Origin of the sequence: Streptomyces sp. NBC_00659 (genome assembly GCF_036226925.1) — a bacterium.
Lineage (GTDB): Bacteria > Actinomycetota > Actinomycetes > Streptomycetales > Streptomycetaceae > Streptomyces.
Genome location: NZ_CP109031.1, coordinates 2,110,106 through 2,130,888, shown reverse-complemented (window position 1 = coordinate 2,130,888; position 20,783 = coordinate 2,110,106). Strand labels below are relative to the sequence as shown.

The 20,783-nt window shown below is 70.6% G+C and carries 19 protein-coding genes and 2 tRNA genes; 15 read left to right on the top strand and 6 right to left on the bottom strand.

Translation table 11 applies throughout. The features are described from left to right. The first annotated feature begins 101 nt into the window (after nucleotides 1-101). Nucleotides 102-926: a GNAT family N-acetyltransferase gene (locus OG410_RS09120; RefSeq protein WP_329298650.1), complete on the top strand. Its 825-nt coding sequence runs from the start codon at nucleotides 102-104 to the stop codon at nucleotides 924-926. Nucleotides 927-1,007: 81 nt separating this feature from the next. Here OG410_RS09120 and OG410_RS09115 read toward each other — a convergent pair whose 3' ends face one another. After that, nucleotides 1,008-1,541 (bottom strand): DsbA family protein, encoded by a 534-nt coding sequence (locus OG410_RS09115; protein ID WP_329298649.1) that lies wholly within the window; start codon nucleotides 1,539-1,541, stop codon nucleotides 1,008-1,010. A gap of 171 nt (nucleotides 1,542-1,712) precedes the next feature. On the opposite strand from OG410_RS09115, the gene OG410_RS09110 reads away from it, so the two are divergent. Beyond that, entirely contained in the window at nucleotides 1,713-2,159 is a 447-nt protein-coding gene (locus OG410_RS09110) for a hypothetical protein (RefSeq protein WP_329298648.1), read from the top strand. 155 nt (nucleotides 2,160-2,314) lie between these two features. Next, on the top strand, nucleotides 2,315-2,467 hold the full coding sequence (locus tag OG410_RS09105; protein ID WP_167455603.1) for a hypothetical protein: 153 nt from the start codon (nucleotides 2,315-2,317) through the stop codon (nucleotides 2,465-2,467). An 85-nt stretch (nucleotides 2,468-2,552) separates the two neighbouring features. Here OG410_RS09105 and OG410_RS09100 read toward each other — a convergent pair whose 3' ends face one another. Together OG410_RS09100 and OG410_RS09095 are read right to left on the bottom strand one after the other, a co-directional pair. Then, a complete protein-coding gene (locus OG410_RS09100; protein ID WP_329298647.1) occupies nucleotides 2,553-3,110 on the bottom strand; it encodes a CGNR zinc finger domain-containing protein in 558 nt (185 codons plus the stop codon). A gap of 253 nt (nucleotides 3,111-3,363) precedes the next feature. Beyond that, nucleotides 3,364-3,777 carry an SsgA family sporulation/cell division regulator gene (locus OG410_RS09095; protein ID WP_003959770.1) on the bottom strand — a complete coding sequence of 138 codons (414 nt, stop codon included), beginning with the start codon at nucleotides 3,775-3,777 and terminating at the stop codon, nucleotides 3,364-3,366. A 191-nt stretch (nucleotides 3,778-3,968) separates the two neighbouring features. Between OG410_RS09095 and OG410_RS09090 the strand changes: the two genes are divergently transcribed. The 7 genes from OG410_RS09090 to OG410_RS09060 all read left to right on the top strand — a co-directional run bounded on the left by OG410_RS09090 (nucleotide 3,969) and on the right by OG410_RS09060 (nucleotide 12,011). Then, nucleotides 3,969-4,403 (top strand): TIGR02611 family protein, encoded by a 435-nt coding sequence (locus OG410_RS09090; protein ID WP_329298646.1) that lies wholly within the window; start codon nucleotides 3,969-3,971, stop codon nucleotides 4,401-4,403. A gap of 82 nt (nucleotides 4,404-4,485) precedes the next feature. Further along, nucleotides 4,486-4,557: transfer RNA gene (locus tag OG410_RS09085), tRNA-Val, on the top strand. Nucleotides 4,558-5,392: 835 nt separating this feature from the next. Further along, complete coding sequence (locus OG410_RS09080; RefSeq protein WP_329298645.1) at nucleotides 5,393-6,682, top strand: ABC transporter substrate-binding protein; 1,290 nt, start codon at nucleotides 5,393-5,395, stop codon at nucleotides 6,680-6,682. Further along, nucleotides 6,682-7,650 carry a carbohydrate ABC transporter permease gene (locus OG410_RS09075; protein ID WP_443063729.1) on the top strand — a complete coding sequence of 323 codons (969 nt, stop codon included), beginning with the start codon at nucleotides 6,682-6,684 and terminating at the stop codon, nucleotides 7,648-7,650. The genes OG410_RS09080 and OG410_RS09075 overlap by 1 nt, the downstream gene beginning before the upstream one ends. Then, on the top strand, nucleotides 7,647-8,552 hold the full coding sequence (locus tag OG410_RS09070) for a carbohydrate ABC transporter permease (protein WP_329298644.1): 906 nt from the start codon (nucleotides 7,647-7,649) through the stop codon (nucleotides 8,550-8,552). The genes OG410_RS09075 and OG410_RS09070 overlap by 4 nt, the downstream gene beginning before the upstream one ends. A gap of 1 nt (nucleotide 8,553) precedes the next feature. Then, nucleotides 8,554-9,171 carry a hypothetical protein gene (locus tag OG410_RS09065; protein WP_329298643.1) on the top strand — a complete coding sequence of 206 codons (618 nt, stop codon included), beginning with the start codon at nucleotides 8,554-8,556 and terminating at the stop codon, nucleotides 9,169-9,171. A gap of 101 nt (nucleotides 9,172-9,272) precedes the next feature. Further along, entirely contained in the window at nucleotides 9,273-12,011 is a 2,739-nt protein-coding gene (locus OG410_RS09060; RefSeq protein ID WP_329298642.1) for an exo-rhamnogalacturonan lyase family protein, read from the top strand. A gap of 21 nt (nucleotides 12,012-12,032) precedes the next feature. On the opposite strand, the gene OG410_RS09055 is transcribed toward OG410_RS09060, so the two are convergent. Next, a complete protein-coding gene (locus OG410_RS09055) occupies nucleotides 12,033-14,468 on the bottom strand; it encodes an SCO7613 C-terminal domain-containing membrane protein (RefSeq protein ID WP_329298641.1) in 2,436 nt (811 codons plus the stop codon). An 87-nt stretch (nucleotides 14,469-14,555) separates the two neighbouring features. Here OG410_RS09055 and OG410_RS09050 point away from each other — a divergent pair, with 87 nt between their 5' ends. Together OG410_RS09050 and OG410_RS09045 are read left to right on the top strand one after the other, a co-directional pair. Further along, nucleotides 14,556-15,002, top strand: coding sequence for an SRPBCC family protein (locus tag OG410_RS09050; RefSeq protein WP_329298640.1), 447 nt, complete (start codon nucleotides 14,556-14,558; stop codon nucleotides 15,000-15,002). Between the two features lie 39 nt (nucleotides 15,003-15,041). Beyond that, nucleotides 15,042-15,113, top strand: a tRNA-Val gene (locus tag OG410_RS09045). 67 nt (nucleotides 15,114-15,180) lie between these two features. Here OG410_RS09045 and OG410_RS09040 read toward each other — a convergent pair. Then, nucleotides 15,181-15,906 carry a 3'-5' exonuclease gene (locus OG410_RS09040; RefSeq protein ID WP_329298639.1) on the bottom strand — a complete coding sequence of 242 codons (726 nt, stop codon included), beginning with the start codon at nucleotides 15,904-15,906 and terminating at the stop codon, nucleotides 15,181-15,183. Nucleotides 15,907-16,076: 170 nt separating this feature from the next. On the opposite strand from OG410_RS09040, the gene OG410_RS09035 reads away from it, so the two are divergent. From OG410_RS09035 to thrS, 3 genes are all read left to right on the top strand, one after another. Further along, on the top strand, nucleotides 16,077-16,643 hold the full coding sequence (locus OG410_RS09035; protein ID WP_328454474.1) for a DUF4365 domain-containing protein: 567 nt from the start codon (nucleotides 16,077-16,079) through the stop codon (nucleotides 16,641-16,643). Continuing rightward, nucleotides 16,640-17,857, top strand: a complete 1,218-nt coding sequence (locus tag OG410_RS09030) for a hypothetical protein (protein ID WP_329298638.1) — start codon at nucleotides 16,640-16,642, stop codon at nucleotides 17,855-17,857. Before OG410_RS09035 ends, OG410_RS09030 begins: the two co-directional genes overlap by 4 nt. Nucleotides 17,858-18,081: 224 nt before the next feature. Beyond that, nucleotides 18,082-20,058, top strand: coding sequence for a threonine--tRNA ligase (gene thrS / locus OG410_RS09025; protein ID WP_329298637.1), 1,977 nt, complete (start codon nucleotides 18,082-18,084; stop codon nucleotides 20,056-20,058). Between the two features lie 37 nt (nucleotides 20,059-20,095). On the opposite strand, the gene OG410_RS09020 is transcribed toward thrS, so the two are convergent. Next, nucleotides 20,096-20,752 (bottom strand): potassium channel family protein, encoded by a 657-nt coding sequence (locus OG410_RS09020; protein ID WP_329298636.1) that lies wholly within the window; start codon nucleotides 20,750-20,752, stop codon nucleotides 20,096-20,098. Nucleotides 20,753-20,783 lie beyond the last annotated feature (31 nt).

Here is a 20,783-nt window from a genome sequence, read left to right as displayed (position 1 = left end):
GCCGTTTCGGGGCCACCGGCCTCAGGCCGCCCGGCAATTCGGCTGACGACCGCCCGGTAATTCGGCTGACGACGCGTGCGTCAGCGGGTACAACACCCCTGATGACCACGACCCTGCGGCCGACCGAGCCGCTCCACCGCGCCGCCGACGGGACCCTCTCACGCCGCTACCGGGTGTGCGTGAACAGCCGTCCCGTCGGCCGGGTACACCTGGCCACGGAACCCGGCTCGGGACCGCCCGCGGCCAGGATCCACGAGCTTCGCATCGACGAGCCGGACCGGGGCCGGGGCCGGGGCACCGTGGCCGCGCTGGCGGCGGAGGAGGTCGCCCGGGGGTGGGGCTGCCGGCAGATCGCGGTGACCGTGCCCGGAGAAGCCGCCGCGGCCCTGGAGCTCACCAGAGCGCTCGGTTACGTCCTGCGCAACCGCATCATGGCGAAGGCGCTCGACGGCCCCGCGGTCGTACTCCCCCCGGGCAGCGCCGACCGTCCCATGACGCGGGACGAGTACGAGATCTGGGACCGGGCGGGCAGGCGGGACTACGCCGAGGACTGGATCCGGCGCGGTGTGCCGGAGGCCGAGGCGCTCGCCAAGGCGGACCGCGACTTCGGCGGCGCGCTGCCGCAGGGCCCGGACACCGCGAACATGTGGCTGAGCGTCCTGGAGCACGAGGGCGTCCCGGTGGGCGATCTGTGGCTGGGGCGCCGGAGCGGACACGCCTTCGTCTACGACGTCCTGGTACGCGCCGACCAGCGCGGCCGCGGACACGGCCGTACGCTCATGCGGCTCGCCGAGGCCCGCGCGACCGGCGCCGGACTGAACCGCATCGTCCTCAACGTCTTCGCGGGAAACACCCCGGCCGAGCGGCTCTACGAGTCGCTCGGCTACGAGACGACGGAGTACCACCTGTACAAGACGCTGCTCTAGGGTCCGTCGTTCGGATCAGGTGGTGCCGCGGCGCGGCGCGTTGCCGGCCGGGCCGAGCGGGGCAGGACTCTTCCCCGGGTGTCAGGCCTGTTCGGCGAGCAGCCGGTCGGCGATCTCCTCGATCCGCTCGCGCAGTCCCTCCTGGCTCTTGCCGCCGTCCAGGCGCTCACCGCCGATGACGTACGTCGGGGTGCCGGTGACGCCGATCGCCTTGCCCTCGGCCTGGTCCGCGTCGACGATCAGGATGTGCCGGCCGTCGATCAGGGCCGTGTCGAACTCCTCGGCGTCCAGGCCGAGTTCCCGTGCGACCTCGACCAGGAAGGCTTCGCCGTCCTTGCGGTCCAGCTCCTCGACGCGACCGAGCACGGCCTCGATGTACGGCCAGGCGTCCCCCTGCTCGGCGGCCTCCTCGGCGGCCTGCGCCGCGGCGAAGGCGTGCTTGTGCTTCTCCAGGGGGAAGTGCCGCAGCCGCAGCTCCAGGCGGTCGCCGTAGCGGGCGCGCAGCGCGCGCAGGTCGGCGAGAGCGTCACGGCAGTCGGGGCACTGCAGCTCGCACCAGACGTCCAGGACGACGGGGGCCGGGTGCGTGGCGGAGGAGCCGGAGAAGTCGTTCATGGGATCCAGTCTCCCAGTCCCATGAGGGGGAGGCCGCACCGGGACCTGAGGGGGACGGTGACCCCGAGATGTCCCTGAGGTCTGCCCGGACCGTGGCATACCGGGCATGGGGCGGTGCAGGATGGAAGGGATGGGGAACATGTCGCACCGAACCCTGCCTGGAGGACCGGAATGATCGCAGAGACCGTCTGCTCCGCAGTCTCCGTCGCCGGCCTGGGCATCGCCGCGGTGACGGCCTACCGCAAGCGTTTCCTGGCGGCCGCCCGGATCGCCGCCTACTCCCTGGTGCCGATCGGCCTGGTCATGACCGGAGTGGTCGGCTGGCTGGCCGACACCGCGTTCAGCCCGACCGCCTGGGCCGGCTTCGTGGTGCTCGGCGGCGCCTGGGCGCTGTTCATGATCACCCGTGCCGTGGAGCGACGCGGCGGCGGGACCCGGAAGGAACGCAGGGCGGCGAAGGCAGCGGCCCGGCGCGAGGCGGCGGCTCCCGCGGCTTCGGCCCCGTCGCTGGGCCAGGGCGCACCTCCCGCCACCCGGCCTGCGGCGACACCGGGGGCGAAGGGCTCCGGGGACGACTTCAGTGACATCGAGGCGATTCTGAAGAAGCACGGCATATGACCGGCAGAAGCGACACAAGATCACATGCGTGACACAGGGAACGCGCGGAACCGTTCACGTTCGAGCGCGCCTGTCACATCATCCAGCGAACTCCCGTGTATTCCGGGCGTGTTGATCGCGAAGCAGGCGCCCTCTGCGTCATCATCGCCCGCGAGATGCTGGACACAACAACGAGCGACACCGCTGCTCCGCCCGAGGAGCGGCGCGGTTGTCTCTTCGCGCTCTCCCAGCCGCCGCTGATGATCTTCCTTGCGGTGATCGGCTGTCTGCTGCTCATGGCTTCGCTGCACGACCTGCTGCTGCTCTGAGCTGTACACGGAGCCCCTGGCGTCACCCGCCGAGGGCTCCGTCGGTCCGGCCAGGAGCCGGACCCCTCCCCGTGGTGCGAGCCGCTCAGCCCGCGGCTTCCTTGCGGCGTGCCCGGTAGGCGGCCACGTGAAGCCGGTTCCCGCAGGTGCGGCTGTCGCAGTAGCGGCGGGAGCGGTTGCGGGAGAGATCGACGAAGGCCCGCCGGCAGTCCGGGGCCTCGCAGCGGCGCAGCCGGTCCTGCTCTCCGGCGACCACGAAGAAGGCCAGCGCCATCCCGCAGTCGGCCGCGAGATGGTCGGCGACCGAGGCGCCCGGCGCGAAGTAGTGGACATGCCAGTCATAGCCGTCGTGGTCCGTCAGCCGGGGCGTGGTGCCGGCGGCCGCGACCAGTTCGTTGATGAGTGAGGCGGCGGTCCGTGGATCATCGGCGGCGAAGATCCCGGCGAACAGGCCGCGAACGTCCCGTACGGCCGCCAGATCCCGCTCCGACAGCACCCCGACATCGCTGATGTCGTGCTTTCGTACGAAATCGGCGAGGGACGGCACATCGGCGAGCCCGTCTGCCGTCTCGTCCTCCGGCGCGGTGTTCACCAGATCCACCACGGCGTCGAGTGCGCACCGGGTGTCGTGGGTGATCAGCACGTTTCGCTCCCTGGCCTGGGGGTCGGGCGAGGGCGCCCGCCCGATGCTGGCCGATGGTAGTGGCTTCCCGGCGCGGCCGAGACGGGCGTGGGGGCGTTGGGTGCGAGAGCGGGGAGCCCGTGCCGGTGGACGCGCAGCGGCGCCGCCACCGCGAACCTTCCGCGGTGCCGACGCCGGCGCCTTCCCTATGCGGTTGTCTGAGCCCGAGCCGTCTCCCCGAGTGGACGGCGCCGGGCGGCTCTGTGGTGACGCGTCAGCTCTCGGCCAGGATGTGTGAGAGCTCCGTGTCGAGATCGAAGTGCCGGTGTTCCGTGCCGGGCGGCACGGCTGCGTCCGTTCGCTTCAGGAATGACTCCAGGGCCCGCGCTGGGGCTTCGAGCAGGGCTTCACCCTCCGGAGAGCTCAGGGCGATGCATACGACACCCTGGCCGTGGCTCCGGGACGGCCAGACTCGGACGTCGCCGGTACCGGTGGGCCGGTGGAGGCCCTCGGCGAGGAGGTCGCGGGCGAACACCCACTCGACGGTTTCCTCGGCTCCGGTGTGGAAGGTGGCGTGCACGGCATAGGGATCGGCCGTGTCATACCGCAGTCCTGCGGGTACAGGCAGTGAGGACTCGCTCGACACAACGAGGCGCAGGTGCAGCTCGCAGCTGACCGTGGTGTTCATAAGCGCCAGGGCCTTTCGCTCAGTGTGCGCTCGGGGATTCGCACGTCGGCGAAATCGACATGCCACCTACGGTGCCGTTGTAAACCCCTCTGAGGGTTTTGCCTGTCTTTATGTAACTCATCCGGCCGAGGGCGCGTTCTCCGGATAGGGCCATTCCGGTGACTGGTTTCTCTCGGGTAGGGTTTGGTCGTATGAATACGGGGAGTGACGAGTCGGGCGAGGTCGCCACGGCGGGCGACGAGGCGAACAATGAGCGAGCGCTCGGTTCACGGGCGCCTCAATTCATCAAGGCTCGCCGGGCGCTGCACGTGAGCTGGCAGGTGGGTGTCTTCGTCGTCGGGCTCGCGGTGGTGGCCGCGGGCGTGATCATGCTTCCGCTGCCGGGGCCCGGCTGGCTGGTGATCTTCGGTGGCATGGCGATCTGGGCGACCGAGTTCGTCTGGGCCCAGCTGGTGCTTCGCTGGACGAAGCGCAAGGTCACGGAAGCTACGCAGCGGGCGCTCGACCCCAGGGTCCGGCGTCGCAACATCATCCTCACCTCGATCGGCCTCGTGATCGTCGCCGTCCTGGTGGGTGTGTACCTCTGGAAGTTCGGCTTCGTGATGCCGTGGAGCATCTCCGAATGACGCGGACGGCCCGGACGCCGTCCGGGCCGTCTCGGCTGGTCGAAGCCACCCCCTGACATGGGGTAATGTTCTCCCTGCGCCCGGGCGATTAGCTCAGCGGGAGAGCGCTTCGTTCACACCGAAGAGGTCACTGGTTCGAACCCAGTATCGCCCACACGTAGGAAAGACGGCTCCAGTCCACGACACCGTGGACCGGGGCCGTTTTCGTGTTGCCGGGGGCTGCGGGTTCGCTGCGCCGGCGTCTGCGGGTCTCGGTCCGGTTCGGTGGGTGGGTCGGGGCCGTGCCGGTACATCCGCCCGTCGCCGTTGGATCAGACGTGGGTCCGGGAGCGAACCGCTGCTCGATCCGGACGTAAGCGACGGGCATGTGATGTACCGGCACGGCCCCTCCCGTGCGCTCCCGACTGCGGGTGCGTCGTGGTTCCGACGGGTGCATCCCGGCGCCCTGCCGACTACAGGTGCGTGCATTCCAGCGCCTTGGGCGCGTCCTCGGGTGCGGGGGAAAAATCAGCCCCTCCGGCGTTTGAGGAGCGGGGTCCGGGGCGGAGCCCCAGGGGGTGAGCGCCGGTGCCGGGCGGAGCTGCACGCGCGGGTCGGGTGGGTGGAGAGAGGGTGAAAGCGGGCTGCGGCTGTACCCGGGGGCGGGAGGCGGGGTCCCGGCAGCGTTGCCGCAAGCTCACGCTCCGTTTCCGTCGGGGCCGCCGACACCCCGTCAGCACCCCTCGCGGCAGTACGTTTTCGGCCGCGCCGCCAAGCCGTCCTGTCGTCCACGGGATGTTCGGCCGGCCGACCGCGCGGGCCCGACCTGCGTACTCCCGTGCGAGTGCCCCGGAAGGGGTGCGGCGGCCGCCGCGACGGGATCCGACCGCCGCACATCAATTCCTGTCCGAATCATTGACGCGCCCCGAGTGCCTCCGTAACTTGTGCCAGCAAGCGCTTACTTGAAACGATTCATGCAGGCGGCGTCGACGTTGCGGGGAGGCCCGGCAGTGGGGAACAACGGGAGTGTCGAGAGGCGGACGGTGCTCAAGGCGGCCGGGGCTTCGGTGGCCGCGCTGGGGCTGGCGGCGACGACGGGCTGCGGTGGGAGCGGAAGCGGCGCCGGGGACGGGACGGTGACGATCCGTTACGCCTGGTGGGGTGCGGACGAGCGGGCGAAGCGGATCAACCAGTCCATCGCGCTCTTCGAGAAGAAGTATCCGAAGATCAAGGTGCAGACGGACTTCCAGGATTATGTGGCCTTCTGGGAGAAGTTCCAGACCCAGGCCGCCGGCGGAAATCCGCCGGACGTATTCCAGAACGCCGTCGGATTTCTGCGGAAGTACGACAAGCGAGGGATCCTGCTCGACCTCAAGTCCCAGATGGACGCCGGAAATCTCAGCCTGAAAGGCTTCCGTGCCGGCGTGGAGAAGGTCGGCCAGGTCGACGGAAAGCAGCTCGGAATTCCCGTCGGATCCAACACCATGTCACTTGTCATCGACGAGAAGGTGTTCGAGAAGGCCGGTATCAAGCCGAAGCAGGGCTGGACCTGGGACGAGTACTTCGCCGCGCTCAAGAAGATTCACGACACGCAGAAGGTCGCGGGCGACACGGGCTACTTCAGCATCATGTACCTGTACGACCTCTACCTCCGGCAGAACGGCAAGGCGTTCTTCACCGCGGACGGACTCGGTTTCGACGAGGCCGACCTGACGGAGTGGTGGACCGACGGCTACAGCCGTGTGAAGGCCGGCATCGTCACCGATCCCAAGCGGGTCGAACAGGACAAGCCCAAGTCCTCCCTCTCGGCGGGCCACGCGGCCTCCGAGTTCACGTGGGACAACTTCACGGTGCGCTATACGGCCGAGGGTGACAGCAGTTACGGTCTGGCGCCGATCCCGACGACCGACGGCAAGCAGACCGGCCAGTACCTCGCCTCGCTGATGCTCAGCGCGTCCGCGCGCACCAAGCACCCCAAAGAAGTGGCCCAGTTCATCGATTTCATGGTCCACGATCCCGAGGTCGGAAAGATCATGGGTTACGACCGCGGAATTCTCGCCACCACCGAGCAGTTCGACGCGTTCCAGCCCGCCGACGCCCCCAGCAAGGCCATCGCGCAGTACGAGCAGGACGTCGCCGCGGCCGGGGTACTGGGCACCATCACCCCGCATCCGGCAGGCGCCGACACCGTCGAATCCGCCTTCCTGCGCATAGGCGGTGACATGTCGCAGGGCACCACCAAGGTCTCCGACGCGGTGAAGCAGTTCTTCTCCGAGGCGAAGACCGCCCTCGCCGTCTGATGGGAACCGCAGTGACGCTCGTCAAGGACTCTCCGCCCGACGCGGCACAAAGACGCCCCGAGGCACCCGGCGCCGCCAAGCGCCGGCGGAGCGGGGACAATCTCGCCGGCTATCTCTTCATGTCGCCCTGGATCGCGGGCTTCCTGCTCCTGACCGCGGGCCCGATGGCCGCCTCCCTCTACTTCGCCTTCACCGACTACAACCTGTTCGACGCACCGCGGTGGATCGGCTTCGACAACTTCACCACCATGTTCGACGACCCCCGGTGGCAGAAGTCCGTCGAGGTGACGGCCAAGTACGTCGTCATCGGTACGCCGCTCAAACTGCTGCTGGCGCTCGGGGTGGCGCTGCTCCTCGCCCAGAGCCGCCGCGGCCAGGCCTTCTACCGGGCCGCGTTCTACGCCCCGTCGCTGATCGGCGCGAGCGTCTCGGTCGGCTTCGTCTGGCGCGCGCTGTTCTCCGACGACGCCGTCGTGGACCGTACGCAGTCCTTCCTCGGCTTCTCCTCCGGAGGCTGGGTCGGCGACCCGGAACGGGTTCTCTACAGCCTGGTGGCACTCACCGTCTGGCAGTTCGGCGCCCCCATGGTCATCTTCCTGGCCGGGCTCAAGCAGGTGCCGAAGGAGTTGTACGAGGCGGCCGAGGTGGACGGCGCCGGACCACTGCGCCGATTCTGGAGCATCACGCTGCCGATGCTGTCCCCGGTGCTGTTCTTCAACGTGCTCCTGGAGACGATCCACTCGTTCCAGATCTTCGGTTCGGCGTACGTGGTCTCCAACACCACCTGCGGTCCGGCCGACGCCACGCTCGTCTACACCTGCTACCTCTACCAGAAGGGATTCAGGGAGTCCCAGATGGGCTTCGCCTCCGCCATGGCCTGGATGCTGCTGCTCGCCGTCGCACTGGTGACGGCCGTCCTCTTCTGGTCGCAGAAGCGCTGGGTGCACTACGAGGAGGACGCCCGATGAGCAGTATCACCGGCAAGGCGATCGGCTCCGGGGCCGCGACCGCCTCGGGAAACCCCGGGAGGTCCGGACGCAAGCGCGCCGCCTCCCTCGGCTGGCACATCGGGGCCCTGCTGATCCTCGCGGTCGTCCTCTACCCCGTGCTCTGGGTGCTCGGCGCCTCCTTCAAACCCAGCCGCGAGATCATCGGCAGCCTGGAACTGTTCCCGGCCGGTCCGATCCTGGCCAACTTCAGGGGGCTCGCCGACGGGATCGCCGACATCTCGATCGCCACCTTCTTCCAGAACTCCCTCTTCTACGCGCTCGGTTCCGTCGCCGGCATCCTGATCTCCTGCTCGCTGACCGCGTACGCCTTCGCCAGGATCCGGTTCGCCGGGCGGAACGTGCTGTTCTCGCTGATGATCGGCACGCTCCTGCTGCCGTATCACGTGCTGCTCATTCCGCAGTACGTGATGTTCCAGAAGGCGGGGCTGATCAACACCTATGTGCCGCTGCTGATCGGCAAGTACCTGGCCACCGAGGCGTTCTTCGTCTTCCTCATGGTGCAGTTCATGCGGAACCTGCCGCGCGAACTGGACGAGGCGGCGCGGCTCGACGGCTGCGGGCACCTGCGGATCTACTGGTCGATCGTGCTGCCGCTGTGCCGCCCGGCCCTCATCACCAGCGCCATCTTCACCTTCATCAACGCCTGGAACGACTTCATGGGCCCGCTGATCTACCTCAACGAGCCCGGCAAGTACACGGTCTCGCTCGGCATGATGATGTTCCGCGACCAGGAGGGGGTCGCCAACTACGGCGGCATGATCGCGATGTCGCTGGTGGCGCTGCTGCCCGTGCTCCTCTTCTTCCTCGCCTTCCAGCGCTATCTGATCGACGGCATGGCGACCTCGGGGCTGAAGGGCTGACATGACGGTCACTCAGCCGAAGGCCCGCGCCCGGGCGCGGGCCCGCCGGGCGCCCCGGGAGTCCGTTCTCGCCGAGAGGTTCGCCGTCTTCGCGGAGTGTCTGCTGACAGGTGTGTGGATCGCGGTGGCCTCGCTGCCCCTCGTGACCGTTCCCGCCGCGTTCGCGGCCGGAGCGCGGCATCTGCGCCGGCGCACGGCTCATGAGGGAGGCGGGCGGCGGGAGTTCGTGGCCGACTTCCGGGCGGCCGCACGCGGCGGCTGGCTCGTCGGAATCGCCGGATGGGCCGGGGCGGCGGCGGTCCGGGTGGACGTCCAGGCCGTACGTGCCGGAATCCCCGGAGGTCCGCTCGTCGGGGCCGTCGGGATCCTCGCGCTGATCGGGGGAGTCGTCGCCGGACTGCGCGCGGCCGCTGTCTGGGAGCCGGGAGCGGCCTGGCGCGGGCTGCTCGCGGACGCCGGACGCCGGACCGTGCTCGATCCCGCCGGGTCGTTCCTGCTCGTCGGCGGGCTGGCCGTGGTGGTCTGCTCCGCTCTGCTCGTCGCGCCGTTGGCGGTTCCCGTCCTGGGGGCCCTGGCCGCGGCGGCCGTCGCCGTCGAGGAGCGCCGGCGGCGCCGCTGAGCGCGCACTCCAGCGGGCCGGAGCGCCGAGCGCCCGGCCCTGTTCCGCCGCGCCCTCAAGACTGTCATGCCCCTGACTATCCCGTAAGGAGAGGAAAGGCCATGTCGCCCATCCCTCGCAGGTCCCTTCTCAAGGCGGCCGCCGTCGCCGGTGCCGCCGCGCAGTTCAGCTGGGCCCTCGGAACCACGAACGCGCAGGCCGCTTCCGGAGCCGAGGCCGCCGACCCGGATCCCGTCAGCCTCGACTGGCTGGAGGACGGTGGCCTCGGCGCCGCCCCCGGCTCCACCGTCGGCGTGCCCTGGCCGAGGGGGACCTACCGGCAGGACCAGACGTTCGCGCTGGCGGATGCCGACGGCAACGCCGTACCCGTGCAGTCCTGGCCGATCGCCTACTGGCCGGACGGCTCCCTCAAGTGGACCGCCCACGCGGTGAGTTCGGACGCCGGGAAGCTCACGCTGACCGCGGGGGAACCCGCCGCGCCGGAGCGGAAGGTCACCGTCGACACGAGCGGAGGCACCGTCACCGTCTCGACCGGGGTCATCACCGCGAAGATCGGCAGGAGTGGCTCGGCACTGGTCAAGTCCGTGACCCGCGGTACGACCGAGATCGCCAGGAACGGCCGCCTGGTCCTCATCCGCCGGCCGGAGATCGAGGACGAGGACCAGGGCACCGCGAAGTCCGAGCGCTTCGAGAGCGTGATCTCCGCGACCGAGGTCGAACAGGACGGCCCGGTGCGGGCCGTCGTCCGCATCGACGGCAAACACCGCAAGGGCGACCGTAGTTGGCTGCCCTTCTCGGTCCGCCTCTACTTCTACGCGGGCGCCGACTCCTTCCGCATGGTGCACACGATCACCTTCGACGGGAAGCAGGAACCCGGGAAGAGCAGCGGCGACTTCGTGGGCGGGCTCGGCGTCCGCTTCACCGTGCCGATGCGGGACGCCGCCTACGACCGGCACATCCGGATCGGCGGAGACGGCACCGGTCTGCTGCGCGAGGCGGTCAAGGGGGTCACCGGGCTGCGCCGCGACCCCGGAGCGGCCGTCCAGGCGGCCCAGTTCGCCGGCGAGAGGCTCGCCGACCCGTCCACCTGGGACCAGCGGGTCACCACCCGGCTCCAGTACATCCCCGAGTGGGGCGACTACACCCTCTCCCAGCTCTCGGCCGACGGCTTCACCCTGCGCAAGCGCACCAAGAAGGGCCACGGCTGGATCGCCGCGGGCGGTGGCCGGCGCGCCTCCGGATTCGGATACGTCGGCGGGCCGAGCGGCGGATTCTCCTTCGGGCTGCGGGACTTCTGGGAGAAGTTCCCCGCCCAGCTCGACATCCGCGACGCCCACACCGACGAGGCCGAGGTCACCCTCTGGCTCTGGTCGCCCGAGGCACAGCCCATGGACCTGCGCTTCTACCACGACGGCATGGGCCAGGACACGTACGCCGAACAGCTCGAAGGCCTCAACATCACCTATGAGGACTACGAGCCGTGCTTCGGCACCCCCTACGGCATCGCCCGCACCTCCGAACTGCTCTTCTGGGCCAACGAGTCGACCCCCACGCCCGAGAAGCTCGCCGAACAGGTCGACGCCGTACGCGTGCTGCCGCAGCTCGCCACCCCGCCCAGGCAGCTGATCGAGGCGCAGGTCTTCGGCCCCGGTCTCTACTCGGAGCCCGACCGGTCCACCCCCGCCAAGGCGAAGATCGAGGACCACCTCGACTTCCTCTTCACCTACTACAAGGACCAGGTGGAGATGCGCCGTTGGTACGGCTTCTGGGACTACGGCGACATCATGCACTCCTACGACCCGGTCAGACACCAGTGGCGTTACGACGTCGGCGGCTACGCCTGGGACAACTCCGAGCTGTCGCCGGACCTCTGGCTGTGGTTCGCGTACCTGCGCAGCGGCCGCGCGGACATCTTCCGCTTCGCCGAGGCGATGACCCGGCACACCGGCGAGGTCGACGTCTACCACCTCGGCCAGTGGGCGGGCCTCGGCACCCGGCACGGCGTGCAGCACTACGCCGACAGTGCCAAACAGCAGCGCATCGCCAACACCACCTACCGGCGCTACTACTACTTCCTCACCGCCGACGAACGCGTCGGCGACCTCATGCACGCGAACGTCGACTCCGACGAGACCTTCCTCGTCCTCGACCCGATCCGCAAGATCCGCACCGAGCCCTACACACCCGACCGGCACGCCCTGTCGATCGGCTTCGGTACGGACTGGAGCGGGCTCGTCTCGGCGTGGCTGACCGAATGGGAGCGCAAGGGCCCCAAGTGGGAGAAGGCCAGGGCGCGCGTGCTGTCGACGATGGAGACCATCGCCGCGCAGCCCAACGGATTCGTCCAGGGCACCGGCCTGTACGACCTCGACACCGGCCGGTTCGCCGTCGCCGCCGAGCCGGTGGTCGGCGTCTCGCACCTGTCCGCGGTCTTCGGCCTGAACGAACTGTGCGCCGAACTCATCGATCTCGTCGACATGCCCGCCTTCAAGGAGGCCTACCTCGACTACTGCCGCTACTTCAACGCCACCAAGACCGAACAGGCGGCCCGCTACGGCACCAACTTCGGCACCCTGCTGCTCTTCCAGGGCCATTCACGCCTCGACGCGTACGCCGCCGTGCAGACCGGCGAGGCCCAACTCGCCACCCGCGCCTGGGCGAAGTTCTACAGCTCCGACGGCTACACCGAGGCCTCGCCCTGGAAGACGGAGAAGCTGAGCGGACCGGTCACGCTGGTGCCGGGCAGCGAGGCCAATTGGGTCTATACGAACGACACAGCGCTCTACGGCCTCGCCGCCATCGAGAACCTGGCGCTCCTCGGGGACCGGATGCCGTCGTGACCGGTCCCCGGTGACCGCCCGCTAGCCCATCCTCCCCAGTACCTCCCGCACCCGCCGTGCGTCGCGGATCCGCTGCTCGTAGGTGGCGCCCAGCGCGAGCAGCAGCAGGCCGGCGAGCGCGGGAGGCGTCCAGCGGGGCAGCGCGTCCACCACCTGCACGATGAACGGGGCGAGTTCGTGCAGCGCGTCCAGGACGAGCACGGCGCCGCCCAGCACCAGCGGAGCCTGGAGCCGGTGCCGGGCACCCAGCAGGGTGACGGCGAGCGCCGCCGCGCCCAGCAGCAGCGGACGCGGCCACTGCCCGTCGCCCCACGCCGAGAACAGGCTCGGCACGAGGGTCGCGGACAGGCCCGGCGCGTATGCCGTCCACGACGACACCGAGGTGTCCGAGCGGCGCCTGAACGCGCCCAGGAGCAGTGCCGGCACGGTCACCGGCAGCGTGTACGCCTCCGGGGAGCCGACGTCCCAGGACGCGAGGCGCACCCACGAGGCCAGCACGAACAGGGCGGCGGCCGCGTATCCGACGGCGCGCCGGTCCTCCCGTACGGCCGTACCCGCGGCGATCAGTCCGCACAGGGCCAGGACCGTGGCCAGCAGCGCCGGTTCGGCCACCGCGAGCCCGACGGCGAGCAGCCCGGCGAGGGCACCGGTGATCTCGATCGACACGGTCGTCGGCACGTCCTCGGCGCGTGCGGCGAGCAGCGCGGCGACCACGGGCACGACCAGCACGAGCAGCGCCGTGTGCTGGGGCTGGAAGCCGAGTGAGGCGCCCGCCGCGCAGGCGAGGGCCGACGCGTATCCGAGCGCGGCGGGCGCCGCGACCGGGCCCTGGCCGGGCCGCACGGCGGCCGCCGCGAACAGGACGGTCAGCGCGGCGAGCACGGTCAGGGTCGCGCCCTCGGAGGCCAGCGCGAGGAAGGCGAGACCGAGGGAGGTGACCAGGGCCAGCACCAGCGCCGTCGGCGGGAGGACGGTCCGGCGGGCATACCCGAGCAGGGCCGCCGTGATGATGCCGTGGACCGACAGCGCGGCCACGTAGGGGAGTTCGAGGGTCGCCGGAAGGACGAGGGCCGTCGCCCACGCCAGGGTCAGCGCGCAGGCCAGGGCGTACGGACGCCAGGCGGCGGCGCGGACGGCCACCACCAGGACGGCGGCGACGAGCGCGAGCACGAGCGGTGCCGTGACCGCGTCCGCGGGCCAGGGCAGGCCGTTCGTCATCGCGTCCCGCGCGTTCTCCGGAGCACCGGACCAGGCGGAGCCCGCCCGGCCGGCCGGGCCCAGCAGGGTGATCACGACCACGGGCAGGGCCCAGGCCACGGCGAGGGCGCCCACGCACCCCGAGGCCAGGGCGATCCCCCGCCGCACCGGCGTGGGGACACCCGCTCCGGCGACGGCCAGCAGGGCGATCGCGCACGCCAGATGACCGGGGACCGTCCACTCGCCCGGCAGGGACGTGCGCAGCAGCCCGCCGAACGCGACGACACCGATCAGTCCGCCGGCCGTCGCGACGCCCGTCGCGGTGTTCGTGGTGAGGCCCGGCTTCGGGGCGCCCCACGCCGCCGTCAGCGCGATCGACGCGGCGAGGAGGAGGAGCGCCGCCGCACGGGCGGCGGCGCCCGGGCCGGCGGACGTCCAGGACAGCCAGCCGGCCGCGAAGGTGCCCCAGCCGCCCAGACCGTACGCCCCGACGGCGGCGACGGCGCGGACGGACCGCACGGGCAGGCGCAGGGCGAGCGCCGTGTCGAGCGCCGCCGTGACCAGCAGGGCGGCCGTGACGGCGTACGCGCCCGCCGAGGCGGCCACCGCCCACAGGAGCAGCGGAAGCTGTGCGGCGACCACGGCGGCGGGCAGCGGCAGCCGCAGCGACGCACGCGCGCCGGGGCCGACCGTCCGGAGCGGCGCGCCCAGTGCGATGCCGTACGCCGCCCAGACGGCGGCCAGCGCCGTCGAGGCGAGCGCCGCGTAGCCGACGCCGTCCGTCCGGGGGAGCGCCACCGCGTACAGCGCGTACGCGTCCAGGACCGTCAGTACGAGGCCGGTCCCCGCCAGCGCCTCGGCCGTCGAGCGCAGCCCTCGGCGCAGCAGGGGCACGGGAGCGCCGAGCGCGGCGAGCGTCACCGCGCCGAGCACCAGCGACCGTCCCGCGATCCCGAGGTGCCCCCAGCCGACCAGGGTGAACGCGACGGCGGCGACGGCCAGCAGGATGCCGCCGAGGAGCAGGAGCGCGTTCTGCACCCCGGGTGCGCTGGTCTCGGGCCGCCGGACCCCGGGCGCCGGGGGCGCGGTCCGTACGGGTGTCGGCTGGAGCACGTGGACCAGCCAGGCGCGGCGGGTCAGCAACATGGCCCGGCGGGCGTCGAGTTGCCGCAACTCGGTGTCCAGGAGCCGCAACTCCTCGGCCGGGGACGGGATCTGGGTCATGGTTGGGAGTGTGGTCCGCGTCACGCCCCCGGACATGAGCGCACGTACTCACGCCGTACTCAGATCCGCGGACATGCCCAGCGGGTACTTCCGGTACCTCCGCCGCGTCGGCACACTCGGTCCATGGACTGGACCCACTACCGCTTCCACACCGTGTGGGAGCTGCCCGCGCCGCCCGCGGACGTCTACACGGTCCTGGAACAGGCCGAGACCTACCCGCGCTGGTGGCCCCAGGTGCGCGAGGTGACCCCCGTCGACGGACACAGCGCCGTCATCCGGATCCGCTCCGTCCTTCCGTACGACATCACCATCACCGCTCACGAGGCGCGCCGGGACCCGGCGGCCGGTGTCCTGGAGACGGAGATGTCGGGCGATCTCGACGGCTGGGCACGCTGGACGCTCGACGCGGCCGGCCCGGGAACCCGTGCCCGCTACGACCAGAACGTGCACGTCACCACACCGTTGCTGCGGCGGCTCGCCGTGCCGGGACGCCCGTTCTTCCGTGCCAACCACGCCCTGATGATGCGCGCGGGACGGCGCGGCCTCCGGGCTCACCTCGAAGCGGTTTGAACCCCACCCGCCGGGACCTGTATTGTTCAGTCCGTTCCCGGGCGATTAGCTCAGTGGGAGAGCGCTTCGTTCACACCGAAGAGGTCACTGGTTCGAACCCAGTATCGCCCACCGGGAGAAGACCGGTCCGTCATCGACGGACCGGTTTTTTCGTTGTGCCCGACGGCATCGTGCCCGGTCAGGCCGCCGCCGGCAGGTCCGGTCGCAGCGGCCACGCCGGATCGACCGCCTCCGGTGTACCGCTGCGCGCGAACCAGGCCTGGAGCCCGCGCGCCTGTGCCGCGTGCCACACCGCCTGGAGCGTATGCAGCTCGGACGGCGACAACCGCTCGAGACGGGCCGCGAAACGCCGCCCCACCGCTCGGACGACCTCCATCGAGGCCAGTGCGTCGGCCGCCGCGTCGTGCGCGCCCTCCAGCGCCACCTCGTAGTGCGCGCACAGATCGGTCAGGGTGCGGCGGCCCTTGCGATAGCGGTCCAGATGCTTGTCCAGGACCCGGGGATCCAGCACGCGCAGCGACGTCGACTCGAACCAGCGGTCGAGGGACGACGCCCGATGCCTGCGCAACTCCCGGTCCAGCAGCGTCAGATCGAACGGGGCGTTCATCACCACCAGCGGCCGGCCCGCCGCGGCCTGCTCACTCAGTTCTCTCGCTATCTCCTCCATCACGGGCGACGGCCAGCGGCCGTTGCGCTGCAGATGTTCGTCCGTGAGCCCGTGCACCGCCGTCGCCCCCGCGGGCACCGGCACTCCCGGGTTCACCAGCCATCGGGTCACCCGCGGACGGGAACCCGGGGCGTCCTGGACGACGACGGCGGCCGACACGATCCTGTCGGTCTCGACGTCCACGCCCGTGGTCTCCGTGTCGAACGCGGCCAAAGGGCCTTCGTACCAGCACGTCATACGTACACAACTCCTCGTTCAACCACGGCAGCTGACGCACCGTCTTCTGCCCGTTTGGTGATACCCGGGCTGTTTGCGCCGTACGCCGGAAGGAGACAACAGAGGTACGGGTCTTTGCAGTTCAGCGACCCGTCGCGGGGATACATCAAGCCTGGAAGGCTGTTGGACTCATGGCACTCGCGCAGCCCGAACGGGGCGGGCTGCTGCCCCAGCGGACGGCACCCCATCGTGGATCACTCGCCACCACCGCCTGCATGGAGACCTTGCAGGTGGGCTACCTTCACGCGGTCGCGGCGGCCGCGGGCTGTTCGCTGTCCCAGCCGTTTCCCGACAACGGCATCGACTGGCACGTCAGCCACAGCGCCCCCGGGCACACGGTCGACGACGAAGTCACCATCAAGGTGCAGCTCAAGTGCACGTACCAGATCCCGCCCAACCCCCCGGGGCCCGCCTTCTCCTTCACGCTCGACAACGAGCACCTGGCGAAGCTCGCGCGCACCCCGGTCTCGGTGCACAAGATCCTGGTCGTGATGCTCGTGCCCAGATCCCAGGACGACTGGCTGCGCGCCAGCCACGACCGGCTCGACCTCAGGCACTGCTGCTACTGGATCAACCTCGCCGGACACGCCATCACGGGCCGGCGCCGGACCACCGTCCGCATCCCGACGGCCCGGATCTTCGACGACCGGGCCCTGTGCGAGATCATGGCGAGGGTCGGGACGGGAGGCAGACCATGACACACCGCCCCATCGACGAGGCGCTCCGGCCGGTCAGGCCCCACCCCGCCGAAGCCTTCTGGAACGATCCGCCGGCCCCCGACCAGGTGGACCCGGCCGTGCTCGGCGCGCTGCTGCGGCGGCACGGCTGGCAGCGCCGCGGGGGAGCCGCCGGGCGGTACGGCCGGTGGACCCCACCCGGGCCCGGGGGCGGCGGCACCAGCCTGCTGGTGCCGGAGAACCGGGCCTTCCCCGACAGCGACGACCTCCTCGGCGAGGCACTCGTCGCGCTCTCCCGCAGCGGCTCCCCGGCCGCGCGGGACGTGCTCGTCGCCCTCGCCGTGCCCAGCGACGAGATCCGCTGGTGGCGGGACGTGCCGACCGGTCCCGTGGGCGCGGCGCCCTGGACCGTCGAGGAACAGACGCGTGGGGCCGCCCGCCAGATCCTGGTCGCCGGCGCGCTCGCGGCACACGCGCGTGCCGGCTACTACGGCGCCCGCCACCGCAGGGCGGCCACCGCCTCCCTGGAGAACGTCCTGGTGGGCGCGGAACCGGGCGGCCGCGGTCTCACCGCGTTCGTGCCCGTCACCACGGGCCGGCCGCTCGCCGTACGCCTGCACGAGGCGCTGTGCGCCGCCCGCGAGGCCATCGACTACCAGCGGGCCACCGGCGGCATGGACGCCTTCGACGCGGCCGTGGAGGCGGGTGTCAGTCATGAACTGATGGAAGCCCTGGTGGCCCTCGTCCGGGGCACCGAGGGCGCCCGGATCACCGTCGAGTGGTCACCGGCCGCGGGCGTCCCCGAGGGCGGCGCGAACCCCGCCGAGCCCGTCGAGTTCTCGCCCGGCGACCTGCCCGTGCTGCGCGAGGCCGGGGCCCGCTATCTGCGCGAGGAGCCGTCCGTGCCGGTACGGCTCACCGGTGCCGTGGTCCGGATGCGCAGGTCGGGTCCGCGCGGGGCGGGCACGGTACGGCTGCGGGTCATCGCGGGCGCCGAGGTCCCGCACGTCCGGATGACCCTGGACGAGGAGGCGTACCGGATAGCGGGCCAGGCCCATCTGGTGGGGCTGCCGGTACGGGTGCACGGCCGCCTGGAGAGCCGCGGCGGCTTCCGCAGGCTCACGGACGCCACCGGTGTCGTACCCGTCCAGGTGGACGAGGCCGAACGGGACCGGCTGATGAAGTCGCTCCAGGAGAATCTGGACTTCTTCGAGGAGGCGTGCAGCGAGGACTGAGGCGGTCCGGCGGGGAGGACCGAGGCACGTCTGCGGCAAGGACCGAGGCGGTTCAGCGGCGAGGACCGAGGCGGTTCTGCGGCGAGGACCGAGGGGCGCGCGGGGAGGGCCGAGACGCCCTGTCCACAACCGTTTCGCGGAGGGCACCCCGGGCTCGGTAGGATTCGGGGCATTGCCATGCCATCCCGTATGTGGTGTGGCACCCCTTCAGTCAGGAGAGACCGGTGTCAGACGTCCGTGTGATCATCCAACGCGATTCCGAGCGGGAAGAGCGCGTGGTGACGACGGGGACTACGGCCGCCGACCTCTTCACCGGCGACCGCACCATCGTCGCGGCCCGTGTCGCGGGCGAGCTGAGGGACCTCGCGTACGAGGTGCAGGACGGCGAGGAGGTCGAGCCCGTCGAGATCTCCTCCGAGGACGGCCTGAACATCCTGCGCCACTCCACCGCGCACGTGATGGCCCAGGCCGTGCAGGAGCTCTTCCCCGACGCCAAGCTGGGCATCGGCCCGCCGGTCAAGGACGGCTTCTACTACGACTTCGACGTCGAGAAGCCCTTCACGCCCGAGGACCTCAAGGCCGTCGAGAAGAAGATGCAGGAGATCCAGAAGCGCGGGCAGCGCTTCTCCCGCCGCGTCGTCACCGACGAGGATGCCCGCGAGGAGCTCGCGGCCGAGCCGTACAAGCTGGAGCTCATCGGCATCAAGGGCTCCGCGTCCTCGGACGACGGCGCGAACGTCGAGGTGGGCGGCGGCGAGCTGACCATCTACGACAACCTCGACGCCAAGACCGGCGAGCTGTGCTGGAAGGACCTCTGCCGCGGTCCCCACCTGCCCACCACCCGCAACATCCCGGCGTTCAAGCTGATGCGCAACGCCGCCGCGTACTGGCGCGGCAGCGAGAAGAACCCCATGCTCCAGCGCATCTACGGCACCGCCTGGCCCTCCAAGGAGGAGCTGAAGGCGCACCTCGACTTCCTCGCCGAGGCCGAGAAGCGCGACCACCGCAAGCTGGGCAACGAGCTGGACCTGTTCTCCATCCCGGACCAGATCGGCTCCGGCCTCGCCGTCTTCCACCCCAAGGGCGGCATCATCCGCCGGGTCATGGAGGACTACTCGCGCCGCCGGCACGAGGAGGAGGGCTACGAGTTCGTCTACACCCCCCACGCCACCAAGGGGAAGCTCTTCGAGACCTCGGGCCACCTGGACTGGTACGCCGACGGCATGTACCCGCCCATGCAGCTCGACGAGGGCGTGGACTACTACCTCAAGCCCATGAACTGCCCGATGCACAACCTGATCTTCGACGCGCGCGGCCGCTCGTACCGTGAACTGCCGCTGCGCCTGTTCGAGTTCGGCACCGTGTACCGGTACGAGAAGTCGGGCGTCGTGCACGGCCTGACCCGCGCCCGGGGCTTCACGCAGGACGACGCGCACATCTACTGCACCAAGGAGCAGATGGCGGACGAGCTCGACAAGACGCTCACCTTCGTCCTGAACCTGCTCCGCGACTACGGCCTCACCGACTTCTACCTGGAGCTGTCCACCAAGGACCCGGAGAAGTTCGTCGGCTCGGACGAGATCTGGGAAGAGGCCACCGAGACGCTGCGCCAGGTCGCCGAGAAGCAGGGCCTCCCGCTGGTCCCGGACCCGGGCGGCGCCGCCTTCTACGGCCCCAAGATCTCGGTGCAGGCCAAGGACGCCATCGGCCGCACCTGGCAGATGTCGACCGTGCAGCTCGACTTCAACCTGCCCGAGCGCTTCGACCTGGAGTACACCGGCCCCGACGGCTCCAAGCAGCGTCCGGTCATGATCCACCGTGCGCTCTTCGGCTCCATCGAGCGCTTCTTCGCCGTGCTCCTGGAGCACTACGCGGGCGCGTTCCCGGCGTGGCTGGCGCCCGTCCAGGCGATCGGCATCCCGATCGGCGACGCGCACGTGGAGTACCTCCAGAAGTTCGCCGCCGAGGCCAGGAAGAAGGGCCTGCGCGTCGAGGTGGACGCGTCCTCGGACCGGATGCAGAAGAAGATCCGCAACGCGCAGAAGCAGAAGGTGCCCTTCATGGTCATCGCGGGCGACGAGGACATGACGGCCGGTGCCGTCTCCTTCCGCTACCGCGACGGTTCCCAGGAGAACGGCATCCCGCTCGACGAGGCCATCGCCAAGATCGCGAAGGTCGTCGAGGAGCGCGCCCAGATCTGACCGGCCCCTTCGGCCGAGCCCGAAGCCCCCGGGAAGCTCAGCTTCCCGGGGGCTTCTCGTCGCCCTCGCGCGAGAACAGCTGCAACAGCCACGAGGAGAAGGAACCCGTCACCGCGCCGAGCAGCGCCAGACCGCAGACCATCATGGCGACGGCGATCGTGCGGCCCCGAGGGGTCACCGGTGTCACGTCCCCGTACCCGACCGTCGAAAGGGTGGAGGCGGCCCACCACACCGAGTCGCCGAAGGTGACGATCGTCGCGTGCGGCGCCTGGTACTCGGCCTGGTAGACGGCGAGGGAACCCGAGAAGCCGAGCAGCAGGACCGCGATGCTCGCGTAGAAGATCACCCGTGCGTACAGCGGGAGACGGGGCTCTCCGCGGCGTCGCAGTACGGCGTCGTAGAGCTTGACGACCCGCAACGGGCGCAGCAGCGGCAGGACGAGCACCACGGTGTCCAGCAGATGGGTCCGGACGAACCGCGGACCCTGTCCGCTCAGCCGCCAGAGCACCAGGTAGTCGACGAGGAACGCCGCCCAGGCGGCCGCGATCACCGCCAGGCAGGCGTCGCGCCCGCCCTCGGACAGGCCGTGCGCCAGTACATGCACGGCGTAGGCGGCGAGGAACAGCAGAGACGCGACCGCCAGCGGTACCTCGGTGCGGTGCTCCCATCGGATCATCGGGCTGTCGTCGTCCATGGCCACAGCTTGGCCGCAGGCTCCTTTGCCC

Coding starts and splice junctions, on each gene's coding strand:
- OG410_RS09120 (WP_329298650.1), top strand. CDS start 102: ATGACCACGACCCTGCGGCCGACCGAGCCGCTCCACCGCGCCGCCGAC.
- OG410_RS09115 (WP_329298649.1), bottom strand. CDS start 1,541: ATGAACGACTTCTCCGGCTCCTCCGCCACGCACCCGGCCCCCGTCGTC.
- OG410_RS09110 (WP_329298648.1), top strand. CDS start 1,713: ATGATCGCAGAGACCGTCTGCTCCGCAGTCTCCGTCGCCGGCCTGGGC.
- OG410_RS09105 (WP_167455603.1), top strand. CDS start 2,315: ATGCTGGACACAACAACGAGCGACACCGCTGCTCCGCCCGAGGAGCGG.
- OG410_RS09095 (WP_003959770.1), bottom strand. CDS start 3,777: ATGAACACCACGGTCAGCTGCGAGCTGCACCTGCGCCTCGTTGTGTCG.
- OG410_RS09090 (WP_329298646.1), top strand. CDS start 3,969: ATGAATACGGGGAGTGACGAGTCGGGCGAGGTCGCCACGGCGGGCGAC.
- OG410_RS09075 (WP_443063729.1), top strand. CDS start 6,682: ATGGGAACCGCAGTGACGCTCGTCAAGGACTCTCCGCCCGACGCGGCA.
- OG410_RS09070 (WP_329298644.1), top strand. CDS start 7,647: ATGAGCAGTATCACCGGCAAGGCGATCGGCTCCGGGGCCGCGACCGCC.
- OG410_RS09065 (WP_329298643.1), top strand. CDS start 8,554: ATGACGGTCACTCAGCCGAAGGCCCGCGCCCGGGCGCGGGCCCGCCGG.
- OG410_RS09060 (WP_329298642.1), top strand. CDS start 9,273: ATGTCGCCCATCCCTCGCAGGTCCCTTCTCAAGGCGGCCGCCGTCGCC.
- OG410_RS09055 (WP_329298641.1), bottom strand. CDS start 14,468: ATGTCCGGGGGCGTGACGCGGACCACACTCCCAACCATGACCCAGATC.
- OG410_RS09050 (WP_329298640.1), top strand. CDS start 14,556: ATGGACTGGACCCACTACCGCTTCCACACCGTGTGGGAGCTGCCCGCG.
- OG410_RS09040 (WP_329298639.1), bottom strand. CDS start 15,906: ATGACGTGCTGGTACGAAGGCCCTTTGGCCGCGTTCGACACGGAGACC.
- OG410_RS09035 (WP_328454474.1), top strand. CDS start 16,077: ATGGCACTCGCGCAGCCCGAACGGGGCGGGCTGCTGCCCCAGCGGACG.
- OG410_RS09030 (WP_329298638.1), top strand. CDS start 16,640: ATGACACACCGCCCCATCGACGAGGCGCTCCGGCCGGTCAGGCCCCAC.
- OG410_RS09020 (WP_329298636.1), bottom strand. CDS start 20,752: ATGGACGACGACAGCCCGATGATCCGATGGGAGCACCGCACCGAGGTA.